The sequence below is a fragment of the Collimonas arenae genome, from assembly GCF_000786695.1.
GTDB lineage: Bacteria > Pseudomonadota > Gammaproteobacteria > Burkholderiales > Burkholderiaceae_D > Collimonas > Collimonas arenae_A.
In genome coordinates this window covers 4,922,528-4,943,196 of record NZ_CP009962.1, presented here as the reverse complement: position 1 = coordinate 4,943,196, position 20,669 = coordinate 4,922,528, and the positions used below count along the sequence as shown (strand labels likewise).

At 57.1% G+C, this 20,669-nt stretch carries 20 protein-coding genes; 15 read left to right on the top strand and 5 right to left on the bottom strand.

What is annotated here, in order from left to right; translation table 11 throughout:
• The first annotated feature begins 47 nt into the window (after nucleotides 1-47).
• From LT85_RS21770 to can, 8 genes are all read left to right on the top strand, one after another.
• A complete protein-coding gene (locus LT85_RS21770) occupies nucleotides 48-995 on the top strand; it encodes an NAD kinase (protein WP_038493133.1) in 948 nt (315 codons plus the stop codon).
• A gap of 109 nt (nucleotides 996-1,104) precedes the next feature.
• Nucleotides 1,105-2,775, top strand: coding sequence for a DNA repair protein RecN (gene recN, locus LT85_RS21765; protein WP_038493131.1), 1,671 nt, complete (start codon nucleotides 1,105-1,107; stop codon nucleotides 2,773-2,775).
• A gap of 30 nt (nucleotides 2,776-2,805) precedes the next feature.
• Nucleotides 2,806-3,912, top strand: a complete 1,107-nt coding sequence (gene hemH, locus LT85_RS21760) for a ferrochelatase (RefSeq protein ID WP_038493129.1) — start codon at nucleotides 2,806-2,808, stop codon at nucleotides 3,910-3,912.
• Between the two features lie 510 nt (nucleotides 3,913-4,422).
• Nucleotides 4,423-4,962 carry a nucleotide exchange factor GrpE gene (gene grpE / locus LT85_RS21755; RefSeq protein WP_038493127.1) on the top strand — a complete coding sequence of 180 codons (540 nt, stop codon included), beginning with the start codon at nucleotides 4,423-4,425 and terminating at the stop codon, nucleotides 4,960-4,962.
• 104 nt (nucleotides 4,963-5,066) lie between these two features.
• The gene (gene dnaK, locus LT85_RS21750; protein WP_038493125.1) at nucleotides 5,067-7,007 is read left to right on the top strand and encodes a molecular chaperone DnaK; all 1,941 of its coding nucleotides are present in this window, start codon (nucleotides 5,067-5,069) and stop codon (nucleotides 7,005-7,007) included.
• Between the two features lie 122 nt (nucleotides 7,008-7,129).
• On the top strand, nucleotides 7,130-8,260 hold the full coding sequence (gene dnaJ, locus LT85_RS21745) for a molecular chaperone DnaJ (protein ID WP_038493124.1): 1,131 nt from the start codon (nucleotides 7,130-7,132) through the stop codon (nucleotides 8,258-8,260).
• Nucleotides 8,261-8,598: 338 nt separating this feature from the next.
• Complete coding sequence (locus tag LT85_RS21740) at nucleotides 8,599-9,198, top strand: chalcone isomerase family protein (protein ID WP_038493121.1); 600 nt, start codon at nucleotides 8,599-8,601, stop codon at nucleotides 9,196-9,198.
• A gap of 133 nt (nucleotides 9,199-9,331) precedes the next feature.
• Nucleotides 9,332-10,000 carry a carbonate dehydratase gene (can, locus tag LT85_RS21735; protein WP_038493119.1) on the top strand — a complete coding sequence of 223 codons (669 nt, stop codon included), beginning with the start codon at nucleotides 9,332-9,334 and terminating at the stop codon, nucleotides 9,998-10,000.
• A gap of 79 nt (nucleotides 10,001-10,079) precedes the next feature.
• On the opposite strand, the gene purM is transcribed toward can, so the two are convergent.
• Nucleotides 10,080-11,132, bottom strand: a complete 1,053-nt coding sequence (gene purM / locus LT85_RS21730; RefSeq protein ID WP_038497151.1) for a phosphoribosylformylglycinamidine cyclo-ligase — start codon at nucleotides 11,130-11,132, stop codon at nucleotides 10,080-10,082.
• A gap of 119 nt (nucleotides 11,133-11,251) precedes the next feature.
• Between purM and LT85_RS21725 the strand changes: the two genes are divergently transcribed.
• The 7 genes from LT85_RS21725 to panB all read left to right on the top strand — a co-directional run bounded on the left by LT85_RS21725 (nucleotide 11,252) and on the right by panB (nucleotide 17,327).
• Nucleotides 11,252-12,334, top strand: coding sequence for an AI-2E family transporter (locus tag LT85_RS21725; protein ID WP_038493117.1), 1,083 nt, complete (start codon nucleotides 11,252-11,254; stop codon nucleotides 12,332-12,334).
• A gap of 165 nt (nucleotides 12,335-12,499) precedes the next feature.
• Entirely contained in the window at nucleotides 12,500-13,201 is a 702-nt protein-coding gene (gene hda, locus LT85_RS21720) for a DnaA regulatory inactivator Hda (protein ID WP_038493116.1), read from the top strand.
• Nucleotides 13,198-13,872: an HAD family hydrolase gene (locus LT85_RS21715; protein ID WP_038493114.1), complete on the top strand. Its 675-nt coding sequence runs from the start codon at nucleotides 13,198-13,200 to the stop codon at nucleotides 13,870-13,872. Before hda ends, LT85_RS21715 begins: the two co-directional genes overlap by 4 nt.
• On the top strand, nucleotides 13,869-15,236 hold the full coding sequence (pcnB, locus tag LT85_RS21710) for a polynucleotide adenylyltransferase PcnB (protein ID WP_038493112.1): 1,368 nt from the start codon (nucleotides 13,869-13,871) through the stop codon (nucleotides 15,234-15,236). Before LT85_RS21715 ends, pcnB begins: the two co-directional genes overlap by 4 nt.
• A 13-nt stretch (nucleotides 15,237-15,249) precedes the next feature.
• Nucleotides 15,250-15,759: a 2-amino-4-hydroxy-6-hydroxymethyldihydropteridine diphosphokinase gene (gene folK, locus LT85_RS21705; RefSeq protein ID WP_038493110.1), complete on the top strand. Its 510-nt coding sequence runs from the start codon at nucleotides 15,250-15,252 to the stop codon at nucleotides 15,757-15,759.
• Between the two features lie 84 nt (nucleotides 15,760-15,843).
• The gene (locus LT85_RS21700) at nucleotides 15,844-16,491 is read left to right on the top strand and encodes a deoxynucleoside kinase (RefSeq protein ID WP_038493108.1); all 648 of its coding nucleotides are present in this window, start codon (nucleotides 15,844-15,846) and stop codon (nucleotides 16,489-16,491) included.
• 2 nt (nucleotides 16,492-16,493) lie between these two features.
• The gene (gene panB, locus LT85_RS21695) at nucleotides 16,494-17,327 is read left to right on the top strand and encodes a 3-methyl-2-oxobutanoate hydroxymethyltransferase (protein ID WP_038493106.1); all 834 of its coding nucleotides are present in this window, start codon (nucleotides 16,494-16,496) and stop codon (nucleotides 17,325-17,327) included.
• An 11-nt stretch (nucleotides 17,328-17,338) separates the two neighbouring features.
• Here the strand turns inward: panB and LT85_RS21690 are convergent, their stop codons facing one another.
• The 4 genes from LT85_RS21690 to LT85_RS21675 all read right to left on the bottom strand — a co-directional run bounded on the left by LT85_RS21690 (nucleotide 17,339) and on the right by LT85_RS21675 (nucleotide 20,668).
• Nucleotides 17,339-17,839 carry a GNAT family N-acetyltransferase gene (locus tag LT85_RS21690; protein ID WP_038493104.1) on the bottom strand — a complete coding sequence of 167 codons (501 nt, stop codon included), beginning with the start codon at nucleotides 17,837-17,839 and terminating at the stop codon, nucleotides 17,339-17,341.
• Nucleotides 17,840-17,868: 29 nt separating this feature from the next.
• Nucleotides 17,869-18,744 carry a peptidase gene (locus LT85_RS21685; RefSeq protein WP_038493102.1) on the bottom strand — a complete coding sequence of 292 codons (876 nt, stop codon included), beginning with the start codon at nucleotides 18,742-18,744 and terminating at the stop codon, nucleotides 17,869-17,871.
• A gap of 116 nt (nucleotides 18,745-18,860) precedes the next feature.
• Entirely contained in the window at nucleotides 18,861-19,673 is an 813-nt protein-coding gene (locus LT85_RS21680) for a transglutaminase family protein (protein WP_038493100.1), read from the bottom strand.
• 8 nt (nucleotides 19,674-19,681) lie between these two features.
• Nucleotides 19,682-20,668 carry an alpha-E domain-containing protein gene (locus LT85_RS21675; protein WP_038493098.1) on the bottom strand — a complete coding sequence of 329 codons (987 nt, stop codon included), beginning with the start codon at nucleotides 20,666-20,668 and terminating at the stop codon, nucleotides 19,682-19,684.
• Nucleotide 20,669: the final 1 nt, after the last annotated feature.

The following is a 20,669-nucleotide window of genomic DNA, read 5'->3' as shown; positions in this document are numbered from 1 at the left end:
TGGGCGTATCCTTCATTGCAAGCCTAAATTATGGTCTAATCGCCGGCATGTGGCCTAAAAAAATACCATCCTCACCTTCTCAAGCGGGTTCGCCAGCGAACTTGCCGGAATCTATGCCGAAAACCATTGCGATCGTCGGCAAATACTTTGCCGCCGGCATTTCTGAGTCGTTGACGGAAATCGCCGATTTCCTGCAGGGCCGGGGCCATCACGTGGTGCTGGAAACGGAGACCGCACAGAATGTCGCGTTGCCGATCGCTGCGATGACGCCTGAGCAGATTGGTCGCCAGGCTGACGCCGCAATTATCGTCGGCGGCGACGGAACCATGCTGGGCATCGCACGCCAGCTGGCGCCGTATGACGTGCCTTTGATCGGTATCAATCAGGGCCGGTTGGGATTTATTACCGATATTTCGCTGGAACGCATGTTACCGGTGCTGGGTGAGATGCTGGACGGGAAGGTCGATTCGGAGCGGCGCAGCTTGTTGCAAGGTTCGGTTGTACGCGACGGCCAGGAAATTTTCAGTGCGCTGGCGTTTAATGACGTGGTGGTGGCGCGCGGCGCCGGCTCCGGCATGGCCGAGCTGATGGTCGAGGTCGACGGCCGTTTCATGTATAACCAGCGTTCCGACGGCCTGATCGTGGCGACGCCGACCGGTTCCACCGCCTATGCCTTGTCGGCAGGCGGGCCTTTGCTACATCCCTCGCTGGGCGGCATGGTGCTGGTGCCGATTGCGCCGCATGCGCTGTCGAACCGGCCGATCGTGATTCCGGACAGCAGTGAAATCGTGATCGAGATCGTCAATGGCCGTGACCTCAGCGTCAATTTCGACATGCAGACGCTGGCCAGCCTGCAGCACGGCGACCGCATCCTGATCCGGCGTTCCGAGCACACCATCACCTTTCTGCATCCGGCCGGCTGGAGCTATTACGATACCTTGCGGCAAAAACTGCACTGGAACGAGTATCCCTCACGCGACGGGCAGCTGAAGTAAGATACTGGTCATGTAAGCTGTTGCTGTATTTTCCTTGCGACTTGGCCACCGTTGCCGGTGGCTGGTCCGCACTATTCGACATCCATTTTTGAGCCATTCCCAGACTTCCATGCTGCGCACACTTTCCATTCGCGATTTTGTCATTGTCGATGCCATCGAGCTTGAGTTCGCCGCTGGCTTTACCGTATTCACCGGCGAAACCGGCGCCGGCAAATCGATCCTGATCGATGCACTGGCGCTGGCGCTGGGAGGTCGTGGCGACGCCAGCGTGGTGCGCGAAGGCGCGGCCAAGGCTGATGTGACCGCCGAATTCGTCATGGCCGACGGCGCCGATACGGATGCGGTAGGCTGGCTGGAGCGCAATGAATTCGCAAGCGAAGACGGTGTGATTCTGATGCGGCGCGTGATCGACAATGCCGGTCGTTCAAAAGCCTTCATCAACGGCGTGGCGGCGACTGCCGGGCAACTGCGTGAGCTGGGAGAAATGCTGGTCGACATCCACGGCCAGCACGCCCATCAGTCCTTGCTGAAGAACGACGCGCAACGGCTCTTGCTGGACGGACAAGCCGGCTTGTCGGATGACTTGCTGGCGCTGGCCGCCGCCTTCAAAAGCTGGCGTTCGCTGGCGCGTCAGCGCGAAGAGTTTGAAACCAATGCCAAGAATGTCTTGCTGGAACGCGAGCGGCTGGAATGGCAGGTCGGTGAGCTCGAAAAGCTGGCGGTCAAGCCGGGAGAGTGGGATGAAATTACCAACGAACATAGCCGCTTGTCGCATGCCGCCAGCCTGATCGAGGGCGCGCAGGAAGCGCTCAATGTGATTTCCGAAAACGATGCAAACGATACGCCGCCGATGTTGTCGCAGCTATCGGCGCTGAACCAGAAAATCGGCAAGCTGGTAGATGTCGACAGCAGCCTCAAACCGGTGCTGGAAGCGCTGGAGCCGGCCCGGATCCAGTTGCAGGAAGCGGTGTATGCGCTCAATGATTACCTGAGTCGGGTCGAGCTCGATCCGGCGCGTCTGCATCAGGTGGAAGACCGGATGGAAGCGATCCATTCGGCCGGGCGCAAGTTCCGCCTGGCGCCGGACGAATTGCCGCAGGAGCTGGAGACGCTGTCGGTGCAATTGCGCCAGCTGGCGAATGCCAGCGACCTCGACGCCATGCGCGCGCAAGAAGAAAAATTGAAAGCTGCGTATCTGGCGCTGGCGCAGAAGCTGTCGAAAGCACGGGCCAAGGCGGCGCAGGCGCTGGGCGCGGCGGTGACCGCCGCCATGCAAGACCTGAGCATGAGCGGCGGCCGTTTTGCGGTTGCGTTGAATGCCTGCGAGCCGGCCAGCTACGGCGTCGAACAAGTGGAATTTTTAGTGGCAGGCCATGCTGGCGTGGCGCCGCGGCCATTGGCTAAAGTGGCCTCCGGCGGCGAGCTGGCGCGTATTGCGCTGGCGATTTCGGTGATTACCTCTAGCTCGACCGCTACCCCGACCCTGATTTTCGACGAAGTCGATAGCGGTATCGGCGGCGGGGTAGCCGAAGTCGTGGGACGCCTGTTGAAACGTCTGGGCCAGGATCGCCAGGTACTGTGCGTCACCCACTTGCCGCAGGTCGCCAGCCAGGCCAACCAGCATTTCCAGGTGAGCAAGCAAAGTCAGGGCAACAAGACGGTATCGGCGATCGATGGCCTTGATGCCAAGAATCGGATCGAAGAAATCGCCCGCATGCTGGGCGGCCTGGAAATCACCGCCACCACGCGCAAGCATGCGCGCGAGTTGTTGGCGCTTTAATTCAGTCTTTATTTTCCCGGATATCAACGCATGGCATTTCTGAAAGAACCACCATTCGCCCATGGCAAGACCGGCAAGACAGCCGTGCTGCTGGTCAATCTGGGTACGCCGGATGCGCCTACCACCAAGGCCGTGCGGCGCTATCTGAAGCAATTCCTGTCCGATCCGCGTGTGGTGGAAATCCCGCGGGCGATCTGGTGGTGGATCCTGCATTGCATCATCTTGCCTTTTCGTTCGAGCAAATCGGCTCATAAATACGTCTCGATTTGGACCAATGACGGCTCGCCGCTGAAGGTCCATACGAGCAAGCAGGCCACCCTGCTGCGTGGCTACCTGGGGCAGCGCGGGCATCAGGTGCAGGTGGCTTACGCCATGCGCTATGGCAACCCGGCGATAGGCGAAGTGCTGGAGCAGTTGAAAGCCGACGGCTGCGACCGGGTCCTGGTGTTGCCTGCCTATCCCCAATATTCGGCGACCACCACGGCATCGATCTACGACGCGGTGTTTGCTCACTATGCGCAAGTGCGCAATGTGCCGGAACTGCGTTTCATCAAGCATTACCATGATCACGAAGCCTATATCCAGGCCCTGAAAGAATCGGTATTGGCCTATTGGGCGATGCATGGCGCGCCGGACAAGCTGATCATGAGTTTCCATGGCGTACCGAAGCGTACTTTGCTGCTGGGAGATCCCTATCACTGCGAATGCCAGAAAACCGCGCGCTTGCTGGCGCAGCAACTGGGACTGGGGCCTGAACAATATGAATTGACCTTCCAGTCGCGTTTCGGCAAGGCTGAATGGCTGCAACCCTATACCGCGCCGACGCTGCAAAAGCTGGCGAAACAGGGCGTTGGACGGGTCGACGTCATGTGTCCGGGCTTTACCAGCGATTGCCTTGAGACATTGGAAGAGATCGCTATCGAGGCCAAGCAGGATTTTTTGCACGCAGGCGGCAAGGAATTTCACTTCATCGCATGCCTGAACCAGGCGCCAGGTTGGATTTCGGCGATGGCGACCATAGTTGAGGAGCAGTTGATCGGCTGGCCGACGCATCTGGACGAAGCAGAGCGGAACGAGTTGAAACAGCAGGAGGAAATATCAAAAAAACAAGCGCTGAGCCTTGGGGCGAACCAATAAATGGGCCGGTAAGAGGGTTTGTCTGCTGCAGAAATTTCAGCTACGAATGCGCCGCTACCGCTAGGCGCAACTATAATGGGCGCCCAAGGGCAGGGATAAAAAACAGAAAATTACTTATTTTGCAAGCACCGGCAAGTCCGGAGCAACCGCAAAATCTAGTACAGCGCGATCAATTGCGAATAGCTGATCATGCCAGCTGCAAGCAAAGTGTAGATCACCAGAAATGCGGAAATTAACGACAGTTTCACGATATTCCCCTTTTTGTTAGTGGGCAGAAAGCTCTCTTGGAGCCCGTTCTTGCTTCTACCATGCTTTCAGAATAGCTCCCATGTGGCGTTGCAGCAAACCAGTTCTGGTAAATTTTGTTTCAATTTGTTGCCGGCTCCTGCGTTGAATGCGGATGCTGCTTTTTATCCTTCGGAAGAGATTTTTAACCCTTGAAAAAGTAAGGGCATAGCCTCATTTGGACTGCTATAGGTTAATAAGTTATTGATTGTTGGAGATTTTTGAATGGAACACATGGAAAATCAGAACGAACAGGCACAGGTTGAAAAGAATCTTGTTGCTGAAGATGCAACGGTAATTCCCGAGTCGACGCTGGAAGTCCAGCTGTCGGAAGCTCAAGCCAAGATCGCGGAAATGCAAGATGCTTTCCTGCGCGCCAAGGCAGAAGCGGAAAACATCCGCCGCCGGGCCCAGGAAGATATTGCCCGCGCGCATAAATTTGCCATCGAAGGCTTTGCCGAGGCGTTGGTGCCGGTCAAGGACAACCTTGAAATGGCCTTGAAAATCGAAACCCCTTCGCTGGAGTCGATCAAGGAAGGCGTGGAAATGACGCTGAAACAACTGTCGTCCGCTTTCGAAAAAAATCGTTTGCTGGAAATCTCGCCTGCGGTTGGCGACAAACTGGACCCGATGAAGCACCAGGCAATTTCGACCGTGCCTGCCGAGCAGGACGCCAACACCGTGGTAACTGTATTGCAAAAGGGCTACACCATCGCCGACCGCCTTCTGCGGCCTGCGCTGGTTGTTGTGGCGCAAGGAAAATAGAAAAAAACGCCGAGAGTGAAGCTTTAGCGCTTGAAAGCGCGCTTTCCCTCCCTATATTCAGACCATCAAAACATTCATCAGATATTCAGTAAAGGACATACACCATGGGTAAAATTATCGGCATTGACTTGGGTACCACCAATTCTTGCGTTTCAGTGATTGAAAACGGTCAGCCAAAAGTGATCGAAAACTCGGAAGGCGCACGTACTACGCCATCCATCATCGCTTATCAAGAAGACGGCGAAATCCTGGTCGGCGCACCTGCCAAGCGCCAGGCGGTGACCAATCCTAAGAACACGCTCTACGCAACCAAGCGTCTGATCGGCCGCAAGTTCGACGAAAAAGAAGTGCAAAAAGACATCGCCCTGATGCCTTACCAAATCCTCAAAGCCGACAACGGCGATGCATGGGTTGGCGTGCGCGAACAAAAACTGGCGCCTCCGCAAATTTCCGCAGAAGTTTTGCGCAAGATGAAAAAGACTGCCGAAGACTACCTTGGCGAAGAAGTAACCGAAGCCGTGATCACAGTGCCGGCTTACTTTAACGACGCGCAGCGCCAAGCGACCAAGGACGCTGGCCGTATCGCCGGTCTGGACGTCAAGCGCATCATCAACGAGCCGACCGCAGCTGCGCTGGCTTTCGGCCTGGACAAGGCTGAAAAGGGCGATCGCAAGATCGCCGTGTATGACCTGGGCGGCGGTACTTTCGACGTTTCCATCATTGAAATCGCCGATGTCGATGGCGAAAAGCAATTTGAAGTGCTGTCCACCAACGGCGACACTTTCCTCGGCGGCGAAGACTTCGACCAACGCATCATCGATTACATCCTGGACGAGTTCAAGAAGATCAACGGCATCGACCTGAAGAAAGATGCGATTGCTCTGCAACGCATCAAGGCATCGGCCGAGCGCGCCAAGATCGAACTGTCGTCCTCGCAACAGACAGAAATCAACGAGCCGTACATCGCCATGGCGAACGGCGCTCCTGTCCATCTGAACCTGAAGATGACCCGCGCCAAGCTGGAATCGCTGGTGGAAGAGCTGATAGCCAAGACCATCGAGCCTTGCCGTATCGCAATCAAGGATGCCGGCGTCAAGGTTTCCGACATCGACGACATCATTCTGGTCGGCGGCATGACTCGTATGCCGAAGGTGCAGGAAAAAGTGAAGGAATTCTTTGGCAAGGATCCACGCAAGGACGTGAATCCGGATGAAGCCGTTGCGGTTGGCGCAGCGATCCAGGGTTCGGTCTTGTCGGGCGATCGCAAGGACTTGCTGCTGCTGGACGTGACACCGTTGTCCCTGGGTATCGAAACCATGGGCGGCGTGATGACCAAGATGATTCAAAAGAACACCACTATTCCGACCAAGTTCAGCCAAGTGTTCTCGACTGCCGACGACAACCAGCCGGCAGTAACCATCAAGGTTTTCCAAGGTGAGCGTGAAATGGCTGCCGGCAACAAGGGCCTGGGCGAATTCAACCTGGAAGGTATCCCGCCGGCATCGCGTGGCACACCACAGATCGAAGTGACCTTCGACATCGACGCGAACGGCATCTTGCACGTTGGCGCCAAGGACAAGGCAACCGGCAAGGAAAACAAGATCACCATCAAGGCCAACTCCGGCTTGACGGAAGAAGAGATCCAGAAGATGGTGCGCGACGCCGAGGCGAATGCCGAAGAAGACAAGCGCCTGAAAGAAGCAGCCGAAGCGCGTAACCAAGGTGATGCACTGGTCCATTCGACCAAGAAATCCCTGGCCGAATACGGCGACAAGCTGGAAGCCGGCGAGAAGGAGAGCATCGAAGCTGCGATCAAGGAGCTGGAAGAAGCGTTGAAGGGCAGCGACAAGGCCGCCATCGACAACAAGACAGCAGCCTTGACCACTGCGGCGCAAAAGCTCGGCGAGAAGATGTACGCTGACATGCAGGCGCAGCAAGCTGCAACCGGTGGCGCTGAAGCTGGCGCGGCTGGCGCTGGTGCAGAAGCCAAGCCGAAGGAAGACGACGTCGTTGACGCGGATTTCAAGGAAGTGAAAGACAAGTAAGATCTTCGTCAGCGATGGCCTGCCAGATTGAATTGACAAGCCATCGCGAAGACGCGCCGGGCAGATGCCATCCTTGGGATGCTCTGTTCGGCGTTTTCGCTTAAACGATAGGGTGCAAAAAGATGGCGAAGCGCGATTTTTACGAAATACTGGGTGTTGCGAAAAACGCCACTGATGATGACATCAAGAAGGCTTACCGCAAGCTCGCAATGAAGCACCATCCGGATCGCAATCCGGATAGCAAAGGTGCGGAAGAAAAATTCAAAGAGGCGAAAGAAGCCTACGAGATGCTGTCCGATCCGCAGAAGCGCGATGCCTATGACCGTTATGGTCACGCCGGCGTCGATCCCAACATGGGCGGCGGTGGTGGCGGCGGTGCAGGTGGTTTTGCCGATGCGTTTGGCGACATCTTCGGCGACATCTTCGGCGGTGGCGGCGGCCGCGGCGGCCGTGGTGGCGGTCCGCAAGTGTATCGCGGGGCTGATTTGCGCTACAACCTGGAAATTACGCTGGAACAGGCCGCGCACGGTTTCGATACCACCATCCGGGTGCCGTCCTGGGATGAGTGCGAACCTTGCCACGGCAGCGGCGCTAAGCCGGGTACCGAACCGATTACCTGCCCGACTTGCGGCGGTCACGGTCAGGTACGCATGCAGCAAGGCTTTTTCAGCATCCAGCAAACCTGCCCTAAATGTCATGGCAGCGGCAAGATCATTCCTGAACCATGTCCATCTTGCGCCGGCGCTGGTCGCATCAAGCGCAACAAGACGCTGGAAGTGAAGATCCCGTCCGGTATCGATGACGGCATGCGGATCCGTTCTTCCGGTAATGGCGAGCCAGGCATGAATGGTGGCCCGACCGGTGATTTGTATGTGGAAATCCACATCAAGCCGCATGCAGTGTTCCAGCGCGAAGGCGATGACCTGCATTGTGAAATGCCGATTTCGTTTGCCAAGGCTGCTCTGGGCGGTGAAATCGAAGTGCCGACGCTGAACGGCAAGGCGTCCTTCACGATCCCCGACGGCACACAGTCAGGCAAGACTTTCCGTCTGCGCAGCAAGGGCATCAAGGGCGTGCGCTCTGGCTATGCCGGCGACCTGTTCTGTCACGTCGTGGTGGAAACGCCGGTCAAGCTGAGCGATCGCCAAAAGGAATTGCTGCAAGAGTTCGAGCAACTGACTAGCGAAGGCGGCGCCAAACACAGCCCGCAGAGCAAGTCCTGGAAAGACAAGGTGAAAGAGTTTTTTGAGTGAACTTGATTAAGAGGCTGTTGCAAACACACTTGGCGTTTTGCTTCTCCTAGCCGTACTACTCGTACTGTCTTCGTCGGAGTGCCTGGCCATCTGTGTTTGCAATAGCCTCTAAGTTAGCTTTCTGACTCCTGATCCCCCGAAAAACGCCAGCCCGCAAGGCTGGCGTTTTTTTATGGCTAGACCGCAGGCAGCCGGGACAGTATGTACAGCCCCATTAACAAATTCTCTATTGCATAATTTTGCGCGGCTCTCTATTCTGTATATGGCAATAATAAAACGATCGTTCTTTTATTTGCGATCAATACAAAATCTATATACAAACCATAGGAGGAGACACGATGGTAATTGCTCAATTGAAGCGGGCGATGGCGTATGCCTGCGTACTATTATCCGGCTTGATGTTGGCGCAGGCGGCATTTGCCGTAGATCTGGCAGGCGTCAAGATCGACGAAACCGCCAAGGTCGGCAATCAGGATCTGAAGTTGAACGGGGCGGGGATACGCTACAAAGTCATTTTCAAGGTCTATACGGCGGCTTTGTATCTTGCCGATAAAAAGACCACCGTACCGGACGTGTTGGCTGCCCCCGGGCCGCGCCGCATCGAGTTGGTCATGTTGCGGGATGTCAGCAGCGAGGATTTTAGCCGCGCCTTCATGACCGGCATCCAGAACAACGTTGATAAAGCCGACAAGTCCAAGATCATCAATCAGTTGCTGAAATTTGGCGAGCTGTTTGCCTCGATTCCGGAATTGAAAAAGGGCGATGTCCTGACTACCGACTGGATTCCTGGCGTCGGTACGCAAATCCACTTCAACGGCAAGCCGGTTTCGGAGACATTGCCCGATCAGGTTTTCTATAATGCTTTGCTGAAAATCTGGCTCGGCGACAAGCCGGCCGACAGCAAGCTGAAAACCTTGTTGCTGGGTCAGCCCGCATAGAGCTGTCGTATGGGCATACCGGGTATTGGATAAAAGCAGATGGGAAAAGCCAAGTTTCTATAAAATAAGGTCTAGGATGTCGCGCGGCGTTGTAAAAATGCCAAGCAGATGGAACTTTATAGAATAGAAAACGATGACAGCAAACAACAAGCAATCCCTGACCCGAGAAGATCTTTTCCAGAGAAACCGTGAGTGGGCGGCGGCAATCACCGCCCGCGATCCGGCATTTTTCAAAACGCTGGCGTCACAACAGGCGCCCGAGTATTTCTGGATTGGATGTTCCGATAGCAGGGTGCCGGCAAATGAATTGCTGGGCTTGTTGCCAGGTGAGCTGTTCGTGCATCGGAATATCGCCAACGTGGTTGCGCATAGCGATCTGAACTGTTTATCGGTCTTGCAATTTGCCGTCGACGTGCTGAAGGTCAAGCACGTTTTCGTGGTCGGTCACTATGGCTGTTCCGGTGTCCATGCGGCGCTGACCAAGCGCCGCGTCGGCCTGGCGGATAATTGGCTGCGCCATGTTGAAGACGTGCAGCAAAAGCATGAGCGTTATCTCGGCGAAGCGTTGCCGGAACAATTGCGCCATGATCGCCTGTGCGAGTTGAATTCGATGGAGCAGGTCGCCAATATCTGCCGCACCACGATCGTCCAGGATGCCTGGGAACGCGGCCAGCCGCTGACCATCCATAGCTGGGTGTACGGCGTGCAGGATGGTTTGCTGCGCGATCTGGGCGTCACCGTCAGCTGCATGTCTGACCTGGAGAAGGGGATGGAAACCAGTCTGAAGCGTTACGACGATTAAGGTGTTCCGGGTCTGCCGGAAATAAAAAAGACGGCCGCGCAAGCAGGCCGTCTTTTTTTAAGCAAATCCGGAGGATTGCTTAGATCACGATAGTTTGCGCTTCGCCTTCGGCGCGGGCGCGGATTTCACCGATGATGTTGACGGTTTCGCCAGCGGCGGTCAATTGCGCTACTGCGGCAGCGGCGTTTTCCTTGGCCACGATCACAGTCATGCCGATACCGCAGTTGAATACGCGGTGCATTTCGGCATCGGCCACCTTGCCGTGCTGCTGCAGCCAGGTGAACAGCGGCGGCATGGTCCAGGAATCGCTGCGCAGTTCGGCCGTCAGGTGTTCCTGAAGCACGCGCGGGATATTTTCCACCAGGCCGCCGCCGGTGATGTGCACCATGCCTTTGACTTCCATCGCTTCCATCAGCGCCAGCAGCGGCTTGACGTAGATCCGGGTTGGTTCCATCAGCACGTCGGCCAGTTTGCGACCATGGAAATCGGCATCCAGGTCAGGTTGGGCGACGTCGATGATCTTGCGTACCAGTGAATAGCCGTTCGAGTGGGCGCCGGAAGATGCGAGGCCCAGCACCACGTCGCCGGGCGTAATCTTGGTGCCGTCGATCAGCTTGGATTTTTCTACCGCGCCGACAGCGAAGCCGGCCAGATCGTATTCGCCGTCTGGATACATGCTCGGCATTTCAGCGGTTTCGCCGCCAATCAGCGCGCAACCGGCCAGTTCGCAACCCTTGGCGATGCCCTTGATGACGTCGGTGGCGCTAGGTACGTCGAGCTTGCCGCAAGCGAAATAATCCAGGAAAAACAGCGGCTCGGCGCCTTGCACCAGGATATCGTTGACGCTCATCGCCACCAGGTCGATGCCGACCGTATCGTGCCGTTTCAGGTGGAAAGCCAGCTTCAGCTTGGTGCCGACGCCGTCGGTGCCGGACACCAAGACCGGTTCCTTGAACTTCTTGCTGATCTCGAACAAGGCGCCGAAACCGCCGATGCCGCCCATCACGCCTTCACGCATGGTGCGCTTTGCGAAGGGCTTGATGGCCTCAACCAGAGCGTCGCCAGCGTCGATATCGACACCGGCGTCACGGTAAGAGAGGGGCACGTTCGAAACGTTTGAAGTGGAAGTCATGATGTGATTGGCGGCAGAGGCGGTAAAATAGAGGAATTCGGCCACGCATCTGTTAAATAAGGCCAAATGCGCGGTAAAAGCGGTATTTTATCAAACCGATCAACCAAACTCTCGATTCCATGCCATTTTCTTTTACTGACGAACAAAAACAAACCGCATTGTGGGTGGGGATCGGTCTTCTGCTAGTGGCGTTGATGGTGGCTTTGGGGCCGATCCTGACGCCTTTCATCGCCTCCGCGATCCTGGCCTATGCTCTGAATCCAGGCGTGGATTGGCTTTCGCGCCGGCGTATCGGCAAATTCCCCTTCCCGCGTGCGCTGGCGGTGCTGATCGTGATATTGCTGCTGGTGTTTGCGATCCTGGCGGTGATCCTGATCGTGGTTCCTGTTCTGCGCAAGGAATTGCCATTGTTGCAAAACCAGATTCCGACCTTCCTGACCAAGCTGGATGGCGTTATCGGTCCACATCTGCAGGACTTTGGCATCAATGTGCGGCTGGACGGTACCGGCATCAAAGAGATGCTGACCAAACAACTATCGACCAGCGGTGACGAGATCTGGGCCTCGGTGCTGGCTTCGGTCAAGGTCGGCGGCACGGCAGTGCTGGGCTGGTTGGCCACTATCCTGCTAGTGCCGGTGGTGCTGTTCTATTTGTTGCAGGACTGGCATTCGATCGTCGAGCGGGTCGGCAAGCTGGTGCCGCGCCGCTGGCAAGGCAAGACCGGAGCCATGACGCAAGAGGTGGATAGCCTGCTGGCGCAATATTTGCGTGGTCAATTGCTGGTAATGTTGGTTCTGGCGATTTATTATTCGACCGGGCTGGCGATTGCCGGTTTTGACGTAGCATTGCCGGTTGGCATTATTACCGGCTTGCTGGTATTTATCCCTTATGTCGGTTTCGGCCTCGGGCTAGTGCTGGCGCTGATTGCGGCGATGCTGCAATTCGACGGCCTGCATGGTTTGATCGCCGTGGCCATCGTCTATGGCATCGGCCAGGTGCTGGAGAGTTTCATCCTGACTCCGCGCCTAGTCGGCGAACGCATAGGCTTGCACCCGCTGGTAGTGATATTTGCCCTGATGGCCTTCGGCCAGCTGTTCGGTTTCGTCGGCATATTGCTGGCCTTGCCGTGTTCAGCCGTAATGTCGGTAGTGGTCAAGCATGTAAAGGCGCATTACCTCAAGAGCAGTTTTTATCAACATTAATATTAAATTAAATAAATTGAAAGGGGGCTCGGACAACCGTAGCGAGCGGGTCGAGATTGGGGGCGAGAAGCGCAGCTGTACGCTAGTACAGTGAGCATCGCAGACCCCGATATCGGCCCGCGCAGCAGGTTGATCGAGCCCCCATTGTAAGATGAAGAAACGAGCATGAGGCAGTTAACGCTGGACATAACTGCGGAAGAACCGCAGACCCTGGCCACTTTCGTGGTCGGGCAAAATCAAGAAGCCTTACAGTTCTTGCAGCGTCTGGTCGCGCCTACCGCGACAACCCTCACCGCGCCGGGCGACCGTTTTGTTTATCTGTGGGGCGGCGCCGGCGCCGGCAAAAGCCACGTGTTGAACGCCCTGGCCAGCAGCACCGGTGCACGCCTGATCCGCGGCAGTCAATATAACGGCGATGTCTTCAACTTTGCGCCGGAAGTGCCGGGCTACCTGATCGACGATTGCGATAAATTGTCTGCCGGCGACCAGATCGAAGCATTCAACCTGTTCAACCAGATTCGTGAACACGGCGGCTGGCTGGTCACCAGCGGACAGTTGCCGCCATCAGAGCTGAGCGTGCGCGAAGATTTCCGCACCCGTCTCGGCTGGGGTTTGATCTATCAATTGCACGGCCTCAGCGATGAAGAAAAAATCGCTGCATTGACCCATGCGGCGCAAGTGCGCGGCCTGCACCTGTCGAGCGGCGTGTTACCCTACCTCATTACGCATTTTCGCCGCGATATGCGGTCCCTGACAGCCATGCTGAACGAACTGGACCGCTTTTCGCTGGAGACTCAGCGTCCTATAACGCTGCCTTTATTGCGCAGCTTGTTGCAACTCGAATCCGAAGATAACAAACCATTATGAACCTGGCTTTATTCGACCTTGACCATACGCTGCTGCCTGTCGACTCCGACTATGAGTGGGGGCAGTTCCTGGCGCGCATAGGCGCAGTCGACCCTGACGCATTCGAAAAAAGCAACGCCGAGTGGTTTGCCCAGTACCAGGCCGGGACGCTGGACCCGGTCAAATACCTGGAGTTTGCTTTCGGCACCTTGTCCAAGTTTCCGCGCAAGCAGCTCGATGCCTGGCACGAACAGTTCATGCAGCAAGTGATCCTGCCGCAGATTACTCCGGCTGCCCGCGCGCTGTTGCAAAAGCACCAGGACGCCGGCGATCTGGTGGCGATCGTAACCGCCACCAACAGCTTCGTCACCGAACCGATCGCCAAGGCGCTGGGCGTTGATTTCCTGATCGCCTCGGACCCGGAAACCACCGGTGACGGCGAAATCACCGGCAAGTTGCTGGATACGCCGACTTACGGTCCCGGCAAAGTGACGCATACCCACGCCTGGCTGGCGACGATGGACATGAATCTGGCCAGCTTCCCGCGCAGTTATTTCTATAGCGATTCACATAACGACCTGCCGTTGATGGCGCTGGTCACCGACCCCATCGCCACCAATCCAAACGCCCGCCTGAAAGAGCACGCAATCGCCAACGGCTGGCCCATCCTGAATTTATTCGACGCGCAATGATCAAGAAGCTGATTCGCTCCATTCTTGGGAAAAAGAAAAAAGATCCCACCCAACCGTTGATACTCGGCCCGAAACAGCACGGCATCAATCCGCAACTGGTCTCGCCCAATGCGATCAGGGTCACCAAAACGCTGCAAGACAACGGCTACAAGGCTTTCATCGTCGGCGGCGCGGTGCGTGATTTACTGCTGGGGGTGAAGCCGAAGGATTTCGATGTCGCCACCAACGCCACGCCGGAGCAGGTCAAGCGTCTGTTCCGCCGCGCTTTCATCATCGGCAAACGTTTTCAGATCGTGCATGTGATGTTCGGCCAGGAGCTGATCGAAGTCACTACTTTCCGCGGCGCTTCCTCAGACGGTTCGCCCAAGGACGAGCATGGCCGCGTGCTGCGCGATAATACCTTCGGCGAGCAGCATGAAGATGCGGTGCGGCGCGATTTCACCATCAATGCGATGTACTACGATCCGGCTACCGAAAGCGTGCTGGATTACCACGGCGGCACCGACGATATCCGCGCCAAGACCCTGCGCATCATCGGCGAGCCGGAAGCGCGCTACCGCGAAGATCCGGTGCGCATGCTGCGTATCGTGCGCTTCGCCGCCAAGCTCAAATTTACGATCGATCCGGCTACGCGCGCACCGATCCCAGTGATGGCGGCGCTGATCGATAACGTGCCTGCGGCGCGGGTATTCGATGAAATGCTGAAATTGCTGATGAGCGGCCATGCGCTGGCTTGCCTGCAGCAATTGCGCCAGGAAGGCTTGCATCACGGTTTGCTGCCGTTGTTGGATGTGGTGCTGGAACAGCCGCTGGGCGAGAAGTTCGTGACGCTGGCGCTGGCCAATACCGATGTCCGCGTGCAGCAGGGCAAGCCGGTTTCTCCTGGTTTTCTGTTTGCTTCGCTGCTGTGGCATCAGGTGCTGGAAAAGTGGAGCGCCTACAAAGCCGCCGGCGAATTCCCGATTCCTGCGTTGCATCTGGCCGCTGACGACGTGCTGGAAGCGCAAACCGACAAGCTGGCTTTGCAGCGCAAGATCGCCTCCGACATGCGCGATATCTGGGCCATGCAGCCGCGCTTCGAGCGCCGGGTCGGCAAGGCGCCGTACAAGTTGCTGGAGCATCTGCGCTTGCGCGCCGGTTATGATTTCCTGTTGCTGCGTTGCGCCTCAGGCGAGATCGATAGCGAAATCGGCGAGTGGTGGACTGCCTTCATGGAGGGCGACGGTGACGAGCGCGAAGCGTTGCTGGCGCAAAAGCCGAAAGTCGCGGCGGAAGCTGCGCCTGCCAAGAAGCGCCCGCGCCGGCGCGGTTCACGTAGCGGCGCTAAGCCGGTGAATCCGGCTAGCCGCGGCAACGACGATTGAGGCACGTGGTTTTATGACATCGACGGCAAGCGCTTCTCCGGCGGGTTCTTTGGTCACGGCTTACATCGGCATCGGCGCCAATCTTGGCGACGCCGCCTCGCAAGTGCAGCGCGCCATACTGCAACTCGGAAAGCTGCCGCACACTAGCCTGAAAAGCCAGTCGAGCTTGTTCTGTACTGCGCCGCTGGATGCCGGCGGCGACGATTACGTCAACGCCGTGGCGTGCCTCGAAACACGTCTGGCTGCGCATGACTTGCTGCAGGGGCTGCAACAGATCGAACAGGATTTCGGCCGCGAGCGTCCTTATCCGAATGCGCCGCGCACGCTAGACCTGGACATGCTTTTGTATGGCCAGGCCAGCATCCAGGATGCGGTTCTGACTGTGCCGCATCCGCGTATGACGCAACGTGCTTTCGTCTTGATTCCACTCTTGCAGATAGACCCTTTCATCGTCATTCCCAATCGTGGCCCGGCACACCAGTTTGCCCCGCGCGTAGCGGACCAGCTTATCCGCAAACTATAAATCCGGGTTTTCCAGTGCTGCCTGCCGGGTGTGGCGGCTTCTGGCACACTGTCATCTTTGCTCAAGCTGCTCTCATGGCGGAACATGAATCTAGATAGCTATAAATACATCGTAGTAGAAGGTCCTATCGGCGTCGGCAAGACCACGCTGGTCAACAAGATCGCCGCCCATTTGGGCGCCAGGGTCTTGCTGGAACAGCCGCAGGCAAATCCGTTTCTGGAAAAATTTTATCGCGATGCCGGGCGCTACGCGCTGTCGACGCAAATGTTTTTCCTGTTCCAGCGGATTAACCAGTTGCGTGAGACTGCCCAGAACGACATGTTCGACAACCCCGGCCATCTGGTCGCCGATTTCATGTTGGCGAAGGATTCCATTTTCGCCAGCCTGACCCTGGCCGATGAGGAACTCAAGCTATACCAGCAGATGTACGAGCATTTGCGGCCGCAGGCGGCGACGCCGGATCTGGTGATCTACCTGCAAGCCGAGCCGGAGACCTTGATCGAGCGCATCAGGAAGCGTGGCATCGAGATGGAAAGCGCCATCTCGCAGGACTATCTGGCGCGCTTGTGCGAAGGCTATAGCCGCTTCTTTTATCACTATGACGATGCGCCGTTGCTGATCGTCAACAATGAACATCTGGACCTGGCCGGCAGCGATGCTGATTTCAGCTTACTCTTGGCGCGTATCGACGGCATGCGCGGCAGGCGTGAATTTTTCAATCGTGGAGAATGACAATGGCAGCTTATTTACAAGGTAGTGATCCCGCCGCAGCGCGCAGCAAACCGGTGACGATTCCGGCATTGCAGGCGATGCGTGACAAAGGCGAGAAGATCACCATGCTGACCTGCTACGACGCCAGCTTTGCCGCCTTGATGGACCGCTGTGGCGTCGAGACCTTGCTGATCGGCGATTCGCTCGGTATGGTGTGCCAGGGCCACAGCTCGACCTTGCCGGTGACAGTCCAGGATATCGTGTATCACACGGCCAGCGTTGCGCGTGGTAATCGCACCGCGCTGGTGCTGGCCGACTTGCCGTTCGGCGCTTACGCCACCCCGGAAAGCGCCTTTGCCAACGCCGTGCCGGTGATCCAGGCGGGTGCGCAGATGATCAAGATAGAAGGCGGCGCCTGGCTCGCACCGACCGTGCGCTTCCTGACAGAGCGAGCGATTCCGGTCTGCGGCCATCTTGGCCTGACGCCGCAATCGGTGCATCAGATGGGCGGCTATAAAGTGCAGGGTAAAACCAGCGCAGCGGCCGAGCAATTGAAAGCCGACGCCCTGGCCTTGCAGGAAGCGGGAGCCAGCTTGCTGGTGCTGGAAGCGATTCCCGCGGCGCTTGGCAAAGAAGTCAGCGAGTTGTTGACGATTCCGACCATCGGCATCGGCGCCGGGCCGGATTGCTCAGGCCAGGTGTTGGTGATGCACGATCTGATGGGGGTTTTTCCGGGCCACAAAGCGCGCTTCGTGAAAGATTTCATGGAGGGTCAAACCAGCATTGACGCGGCCGTACTGGCGTATGTCCGTGCGGTGAAGGACAAAACATTCCCGGCGCCGGAACACTGTTTCTGATAGTGCAGATGTTACTGAAGCTGCATCGCCATTTCGTGCCATGCCATGCCGCCATGATCCGACTCTGAAGCCTTGATGTAGATAAAGCCAAGGCTTTCGTAGAGAGAAATATGGCGGTCCTTGCACATCAGGTGGATGCTGGACTTGTGCAGGGCGCGCATGCGGGCGATGAAGTCGTTCATCAATTGTCTGGCGATGCCGCGCCCCTGGAAATCCGGATGCACCACCACCGACATGATCACCACATGCGGTCCGTCCGGATCGTGGCCGATCAACTCCTTGAATTCCTCATTTGACATTTCGACCTCGAAAGCCGAGCCGCCGTTGATGAATCCGGCCACCACGCCGCCCACCTCAAGCACGATAAAGCCTTGCGGCCAGGTGGCGATCCGGGTGGCGATTTTTTCCTTGGTGGCGGCTTCATCGCCCTCGTACGAAACCGATTCGATCTCGTAGCAGCGCTCAAGATCTGCGCTGGTGACGACGCGTATCAACGTTTGGTTTGCGCTCATGGATGTGGAAATTAAACCGGAGTCCAGGCTTAGTGCTGTTCTTTGCTATCGGGTCCCTGCGCAAGGGTTTGCAGCGGCACCGGCTGCGCGGTATTTGCATTGGCTGCGGGCGGTGCCTGTACCAGCGGTTCGTTGTGCGAACCCTTGGCCAGCACCACGTTAGGGACGGTATCGGGATTGGCGTTCCAGACCGGATCGGCGAGACCGTTAAACACGGCGGTCAGCTGCTTGCCCCAGTTTTCGTGGATCATCTGGAAGTACTGGTTCTTTTCATCGATGGTGACGAAGCGCGTCACTGCTAGCGTGTCTACGCCATACAGCAGCAGGTCCAGCGGCAAGCCGACCGAGATGTTCGAACGCATGGTGGAATCCATGGAAATCAGCGCACATTTCGCTGCCTGGTCCAAGGTCGAAGACGGCTTGACGACACGGTCAAGAATAGGCTTGCCGTACTTGGCTTCGCCGATCTGGAAATAGGTATTTTCATTCAGCGATTCGATGAAATTTCCGGCTGCGTAGACTTGGAACAAACGGCAGCCTTCACCCTTGATCTGGCCGCCGAAAATAATGCCGACGTTGAAATCGATGCCGAATTTTTCCAGCTTGGCAGCTTCGCGGTCATAAATGATGCGCACGGCTTCACCGACAATTTGCGCGGCCTCATACATCGTGGCCACAGTCCAGATGGTCTTGCCGGCGGCATTCACGTGCTCGCCGATGACTTGCTTGATCGATTGCGAAATGGAGAGATTTCCGGCGGTCATGAACACCATCAGGCGCTCGCCCGGGTTCTCGTACACGCTCATCTTGCGCGCCGTGGCGACGTGGTCCACCCCGGCATTGGTGCGGGAGTCAGAGAGGAAAACCAGACCGGAGTCCAGGCGCAGAGCAACGCAGTAAGTCATGATATTGGAGAAAAATACAAAGTGGAGATTCTACAGGAAGCAGAAGCCGTTTCCTGAGCGCGCCGGTGATTCTGTTGTTAATTATGCGACAAGTTGGGGCCAGTGTGGCGGACGTTTCATTGTTCTGATGGCATGGCGGAAACATTGACCCGCACGCGCATTGTCTCTTCGCCACCACCACGGCGGACGCCGCGCACCGGTGCGGCCGACTCATAGTCTCGGCCTATTGCCAATCGACAATAATTATCGCTGGCAAAACAGGCATGGGTAACGTCGATGCTGATCCAGCCGGCAAATCCGCTTTCCTCTACCCATACATCGACCCAGGCGTGGCTTTCCGCATGGTCGCTGTTGCCGGGATCGATATAGCCGGAAACATAGCGTGCCGACATACCCAGCGTATGGCAGCAGGCCAGGAACAGATGTGCGTGGTCCTGGCAAACGCCCTGGCCCAAAGTCAAGGCGTCATCGGCGCTGGTGGTGACGGCGGTGGAGCCGCTCTGGTAGGCGACCGCGCCGCAGATCGCCTGCGCCAGGTCCAGCAGCTGTTTGCTATTGGCGCCGGCTTGCAGATGGCGATGCGCGAAATCCATGACAGCTGGAGTCGGCTGGGTCAGCAGCGTCGGTACGGTAAATACCAGCGGAGAGAATTCTCCCGCCTGCGGCAACCGTCCTTGTTGCAGCGGCGCCACGGCGACAGTTCCATCTGCAATGATGCGTACCTCATGATGCGGTTTGGTGACGGTCAGCATATGGCTCAGATTGCCGAATGCATCGGTGAACGGATGACGGCTGCCGGAACTGCTGATATGCCATGCCAGGGTGCGTTGTTGCGCTTCCGCGCGCGGCCATAGCCGCAGCTGCTGAATGGTATAGGTCAGCGCTGCGGTGTAGTGATAAACAGTTTCATGCCGGATGGTCAAAAGCATGTGGGCTGTCAGGTGTTAAGGGGCACTAGGAAATCGCGGCTGATGCGATTGCCGAGCTCGAAGATGCGTTCGAAGAAGCGCGTCAGGTAATCGTGCAGGCCGGCATCGAGAATTTCATCGAGCGTGCTGAACTTGAGGTCGGCGTGCAGCTTGCCGGCGAAGCGTTCGGTATCGGCCGACATATCGTTTTGCACATGCTTGAGATTGCCGACCACCTGCGTCATGCAAGACAGCAGCGAGCGCGGCATGTCTGGTCGCAAGATCAGCAGGTCAGCCACGCGCGCCGGCGTGATGACGTCGCGATACACCTTGCGGTAGATCTCGAAACCAGACACTGAGCGCAGGATCGCTGCCCAGTAGTAGAAGTCGATTTGCGGATCGGCGGTGATGGCTGTCTGCGCCTGGCTCTGCCGCTGGCCCTTTTTGTAGGCGCTTTCCTTGGCGCCGTGGAACTTGACGTCGATGATGCGCGCGGTATTGTCGGCGCGCTCCAGGAAGGTGCCGAGACGGATGAAGTGAAACGCTTCATCTTTCAGCATGGTGCCGATCGTTACCCCGCGTGACAAATGCGAACGATGTTTGACCCACTCGAAGAATTCCGCGGGATTCTGTTCCAGCGCATTGGTTTGCAGATATCCCTGCATCTTGATCCAGGTTGCGTTCTGGATTTCCCATGCTTCGGTGGTCAGCGCGCCGCGCACCGCACGGGCATTTTCGCGCGCCTGTTTCAGGCAGGAGGCAATCGACGATGAATTGCTCGGGTCGCGCACCATGAAGTCGATCACGTCTTTTTGCGTGACCACGCTGTACTTCTTGTCGTAGGCATGGGTCAGCTCGGAAATCCCCAGCACGGCGCGCCAGCCTTTTTCCACATCTTCGACCGACTGCGGCAGCAGTCCGGTTTGCACATGCACGTCCAGCATGCGTGCGGTGTTTTCTGCCCGCTCTGTATAGCGGGACATCCAGAACAAATGATCGGCGGTACGGCTTAGCATG

Bases quoted from the DNA above. Each gene is read 5' to 3' on its own strand.
- LT85_RS21770 (WP_038493133.1), top strand. From the start codon at position 48: ATGTGGCCTAAAAAAATACCATCCTCACCTTCTCAAGCGGGTTCGCCA.
- recN (WP_038493131.1), top strand. From the start codon at position 1,105: ATGCTGCGCACACTTTCCATTCGCGATTTTGTCATTGTCGATGCCATC.
- hemH (WP_038493129.1), top strand. From the start codon at position 2,806: ATGGCATTTCTGAAAGAACCACCATTCGCCCATGGCAAGACCGGCAAG.
- grpE (WP_038493127.1), top strand. From the start codon at position 4,423: ATGGAACACATGGAAAATCAGAACGAACAGGCACAGGTTGAAAAGAAT.
- dnaK (WP_038493125.1), top strand. From the start codon at position 5,067: ATGGGTAAAATTATCGGCATTGACTTGGGTACCACCAATTCTTGCGTT.
- dnaJ (WP_038493124.1), top strand. From the start codon at position 7,130: ATGGCGAAGCGCGATTTTTACGAAATACTGGGTGTTGCGAAAAACGCC.
- LT85_RS21740 (WP_038493121.1), top strand. From the start codon at position 8,599: ATGGTAATTGCTCAATTGAAGCGGGCGATGGCGTATGCCTGCGTACTA.
- can (WP_038493119.1), top strand. From the start codon at position 9,332: ATGACAGCAAACAACAAGCAATCCCTGACCCGAGAAGATCTTTTCCAG.
- purM (WP_038497151.1), bottom strand. From the start codon at position 11,132: ATGACTTCCACTTCAAACGTTTCGAACGTGCCCCTCTCTTACCGTGAC.
- LT85_RS21725 (WP_038493117.1), top strand. From the start codon at position 11,252: ATGCCATTTTCTTTTACTGACGAACAAAAACAAACCGCATTGTGGGTG.
- hda (WP_038493116.1), top strand. From the start codon at position 12,500: ATGAGGCAGTTAACGCTGGACATAACTGCGGAAGAACCGCAGACCCTG.
- LT85_RS21715 (WP_038493114.1), top strand. From the start codon at position 13,198: ATGAACCTGGCTTTATTCGACCTTGACCATACGCTGCTGCCTGTCGAC.
- pcnB (WP_038493112.1), top strand. From the start codon at position 13,869: ATGATCAAGAAGCTGATTCGCTCCATTCTTGGGAAAAAGAAAAAAGAT.
- folK (WP_038493110.1), top strand. From the start codon at position 15,250: ATGACATCGACGGCAAGCGCTTCTCCGGCGGGTTCTTTGGTCACGGCT.
- LT85_RS21700 (WP_038493108.1), top strand. From the start codon at position 15,844: ATGAATCTAGATAGCTATAAATACATCGTAGTAGAAGGTCCTATCGGC.
- panB (WP_038493106.1), top strand. From the start codon at position 16,494: ATGGCAGCTTATTTACAAGGTAGTGATCCCGCCGCAGCGCGCAGCAAA.
- LT85_RS21690 (WP_038493104.1), bottom strand. From the start codon at position 17,839: ATGAGCGCAAACCAAACGTTGATACGCGTCGTCACCAGCGCAGATCTT.
- LT85_RS21685 (WP_038493102.1), bottom strand. From the start codon at position 18,744: ATGACTTACTGCGTTGCTCTGCGCCTGGACTCCGGTCTGGTTTTCCTC.
- LT85_RS21680 (WP_038493100.1), bottom strand. From the start codon at position 19,673: ATGCTTTTGACCATCCGGCATGAAACTGTTTATCACTACACCGCAGCG.
- LT85_RS21675 (WP_038493098.1), bottom strand. From the start codon at position 20,668: ATGCTAAGCCGTACCGCCGATCATTTGTTCTGGATGTCCCGCTATACA.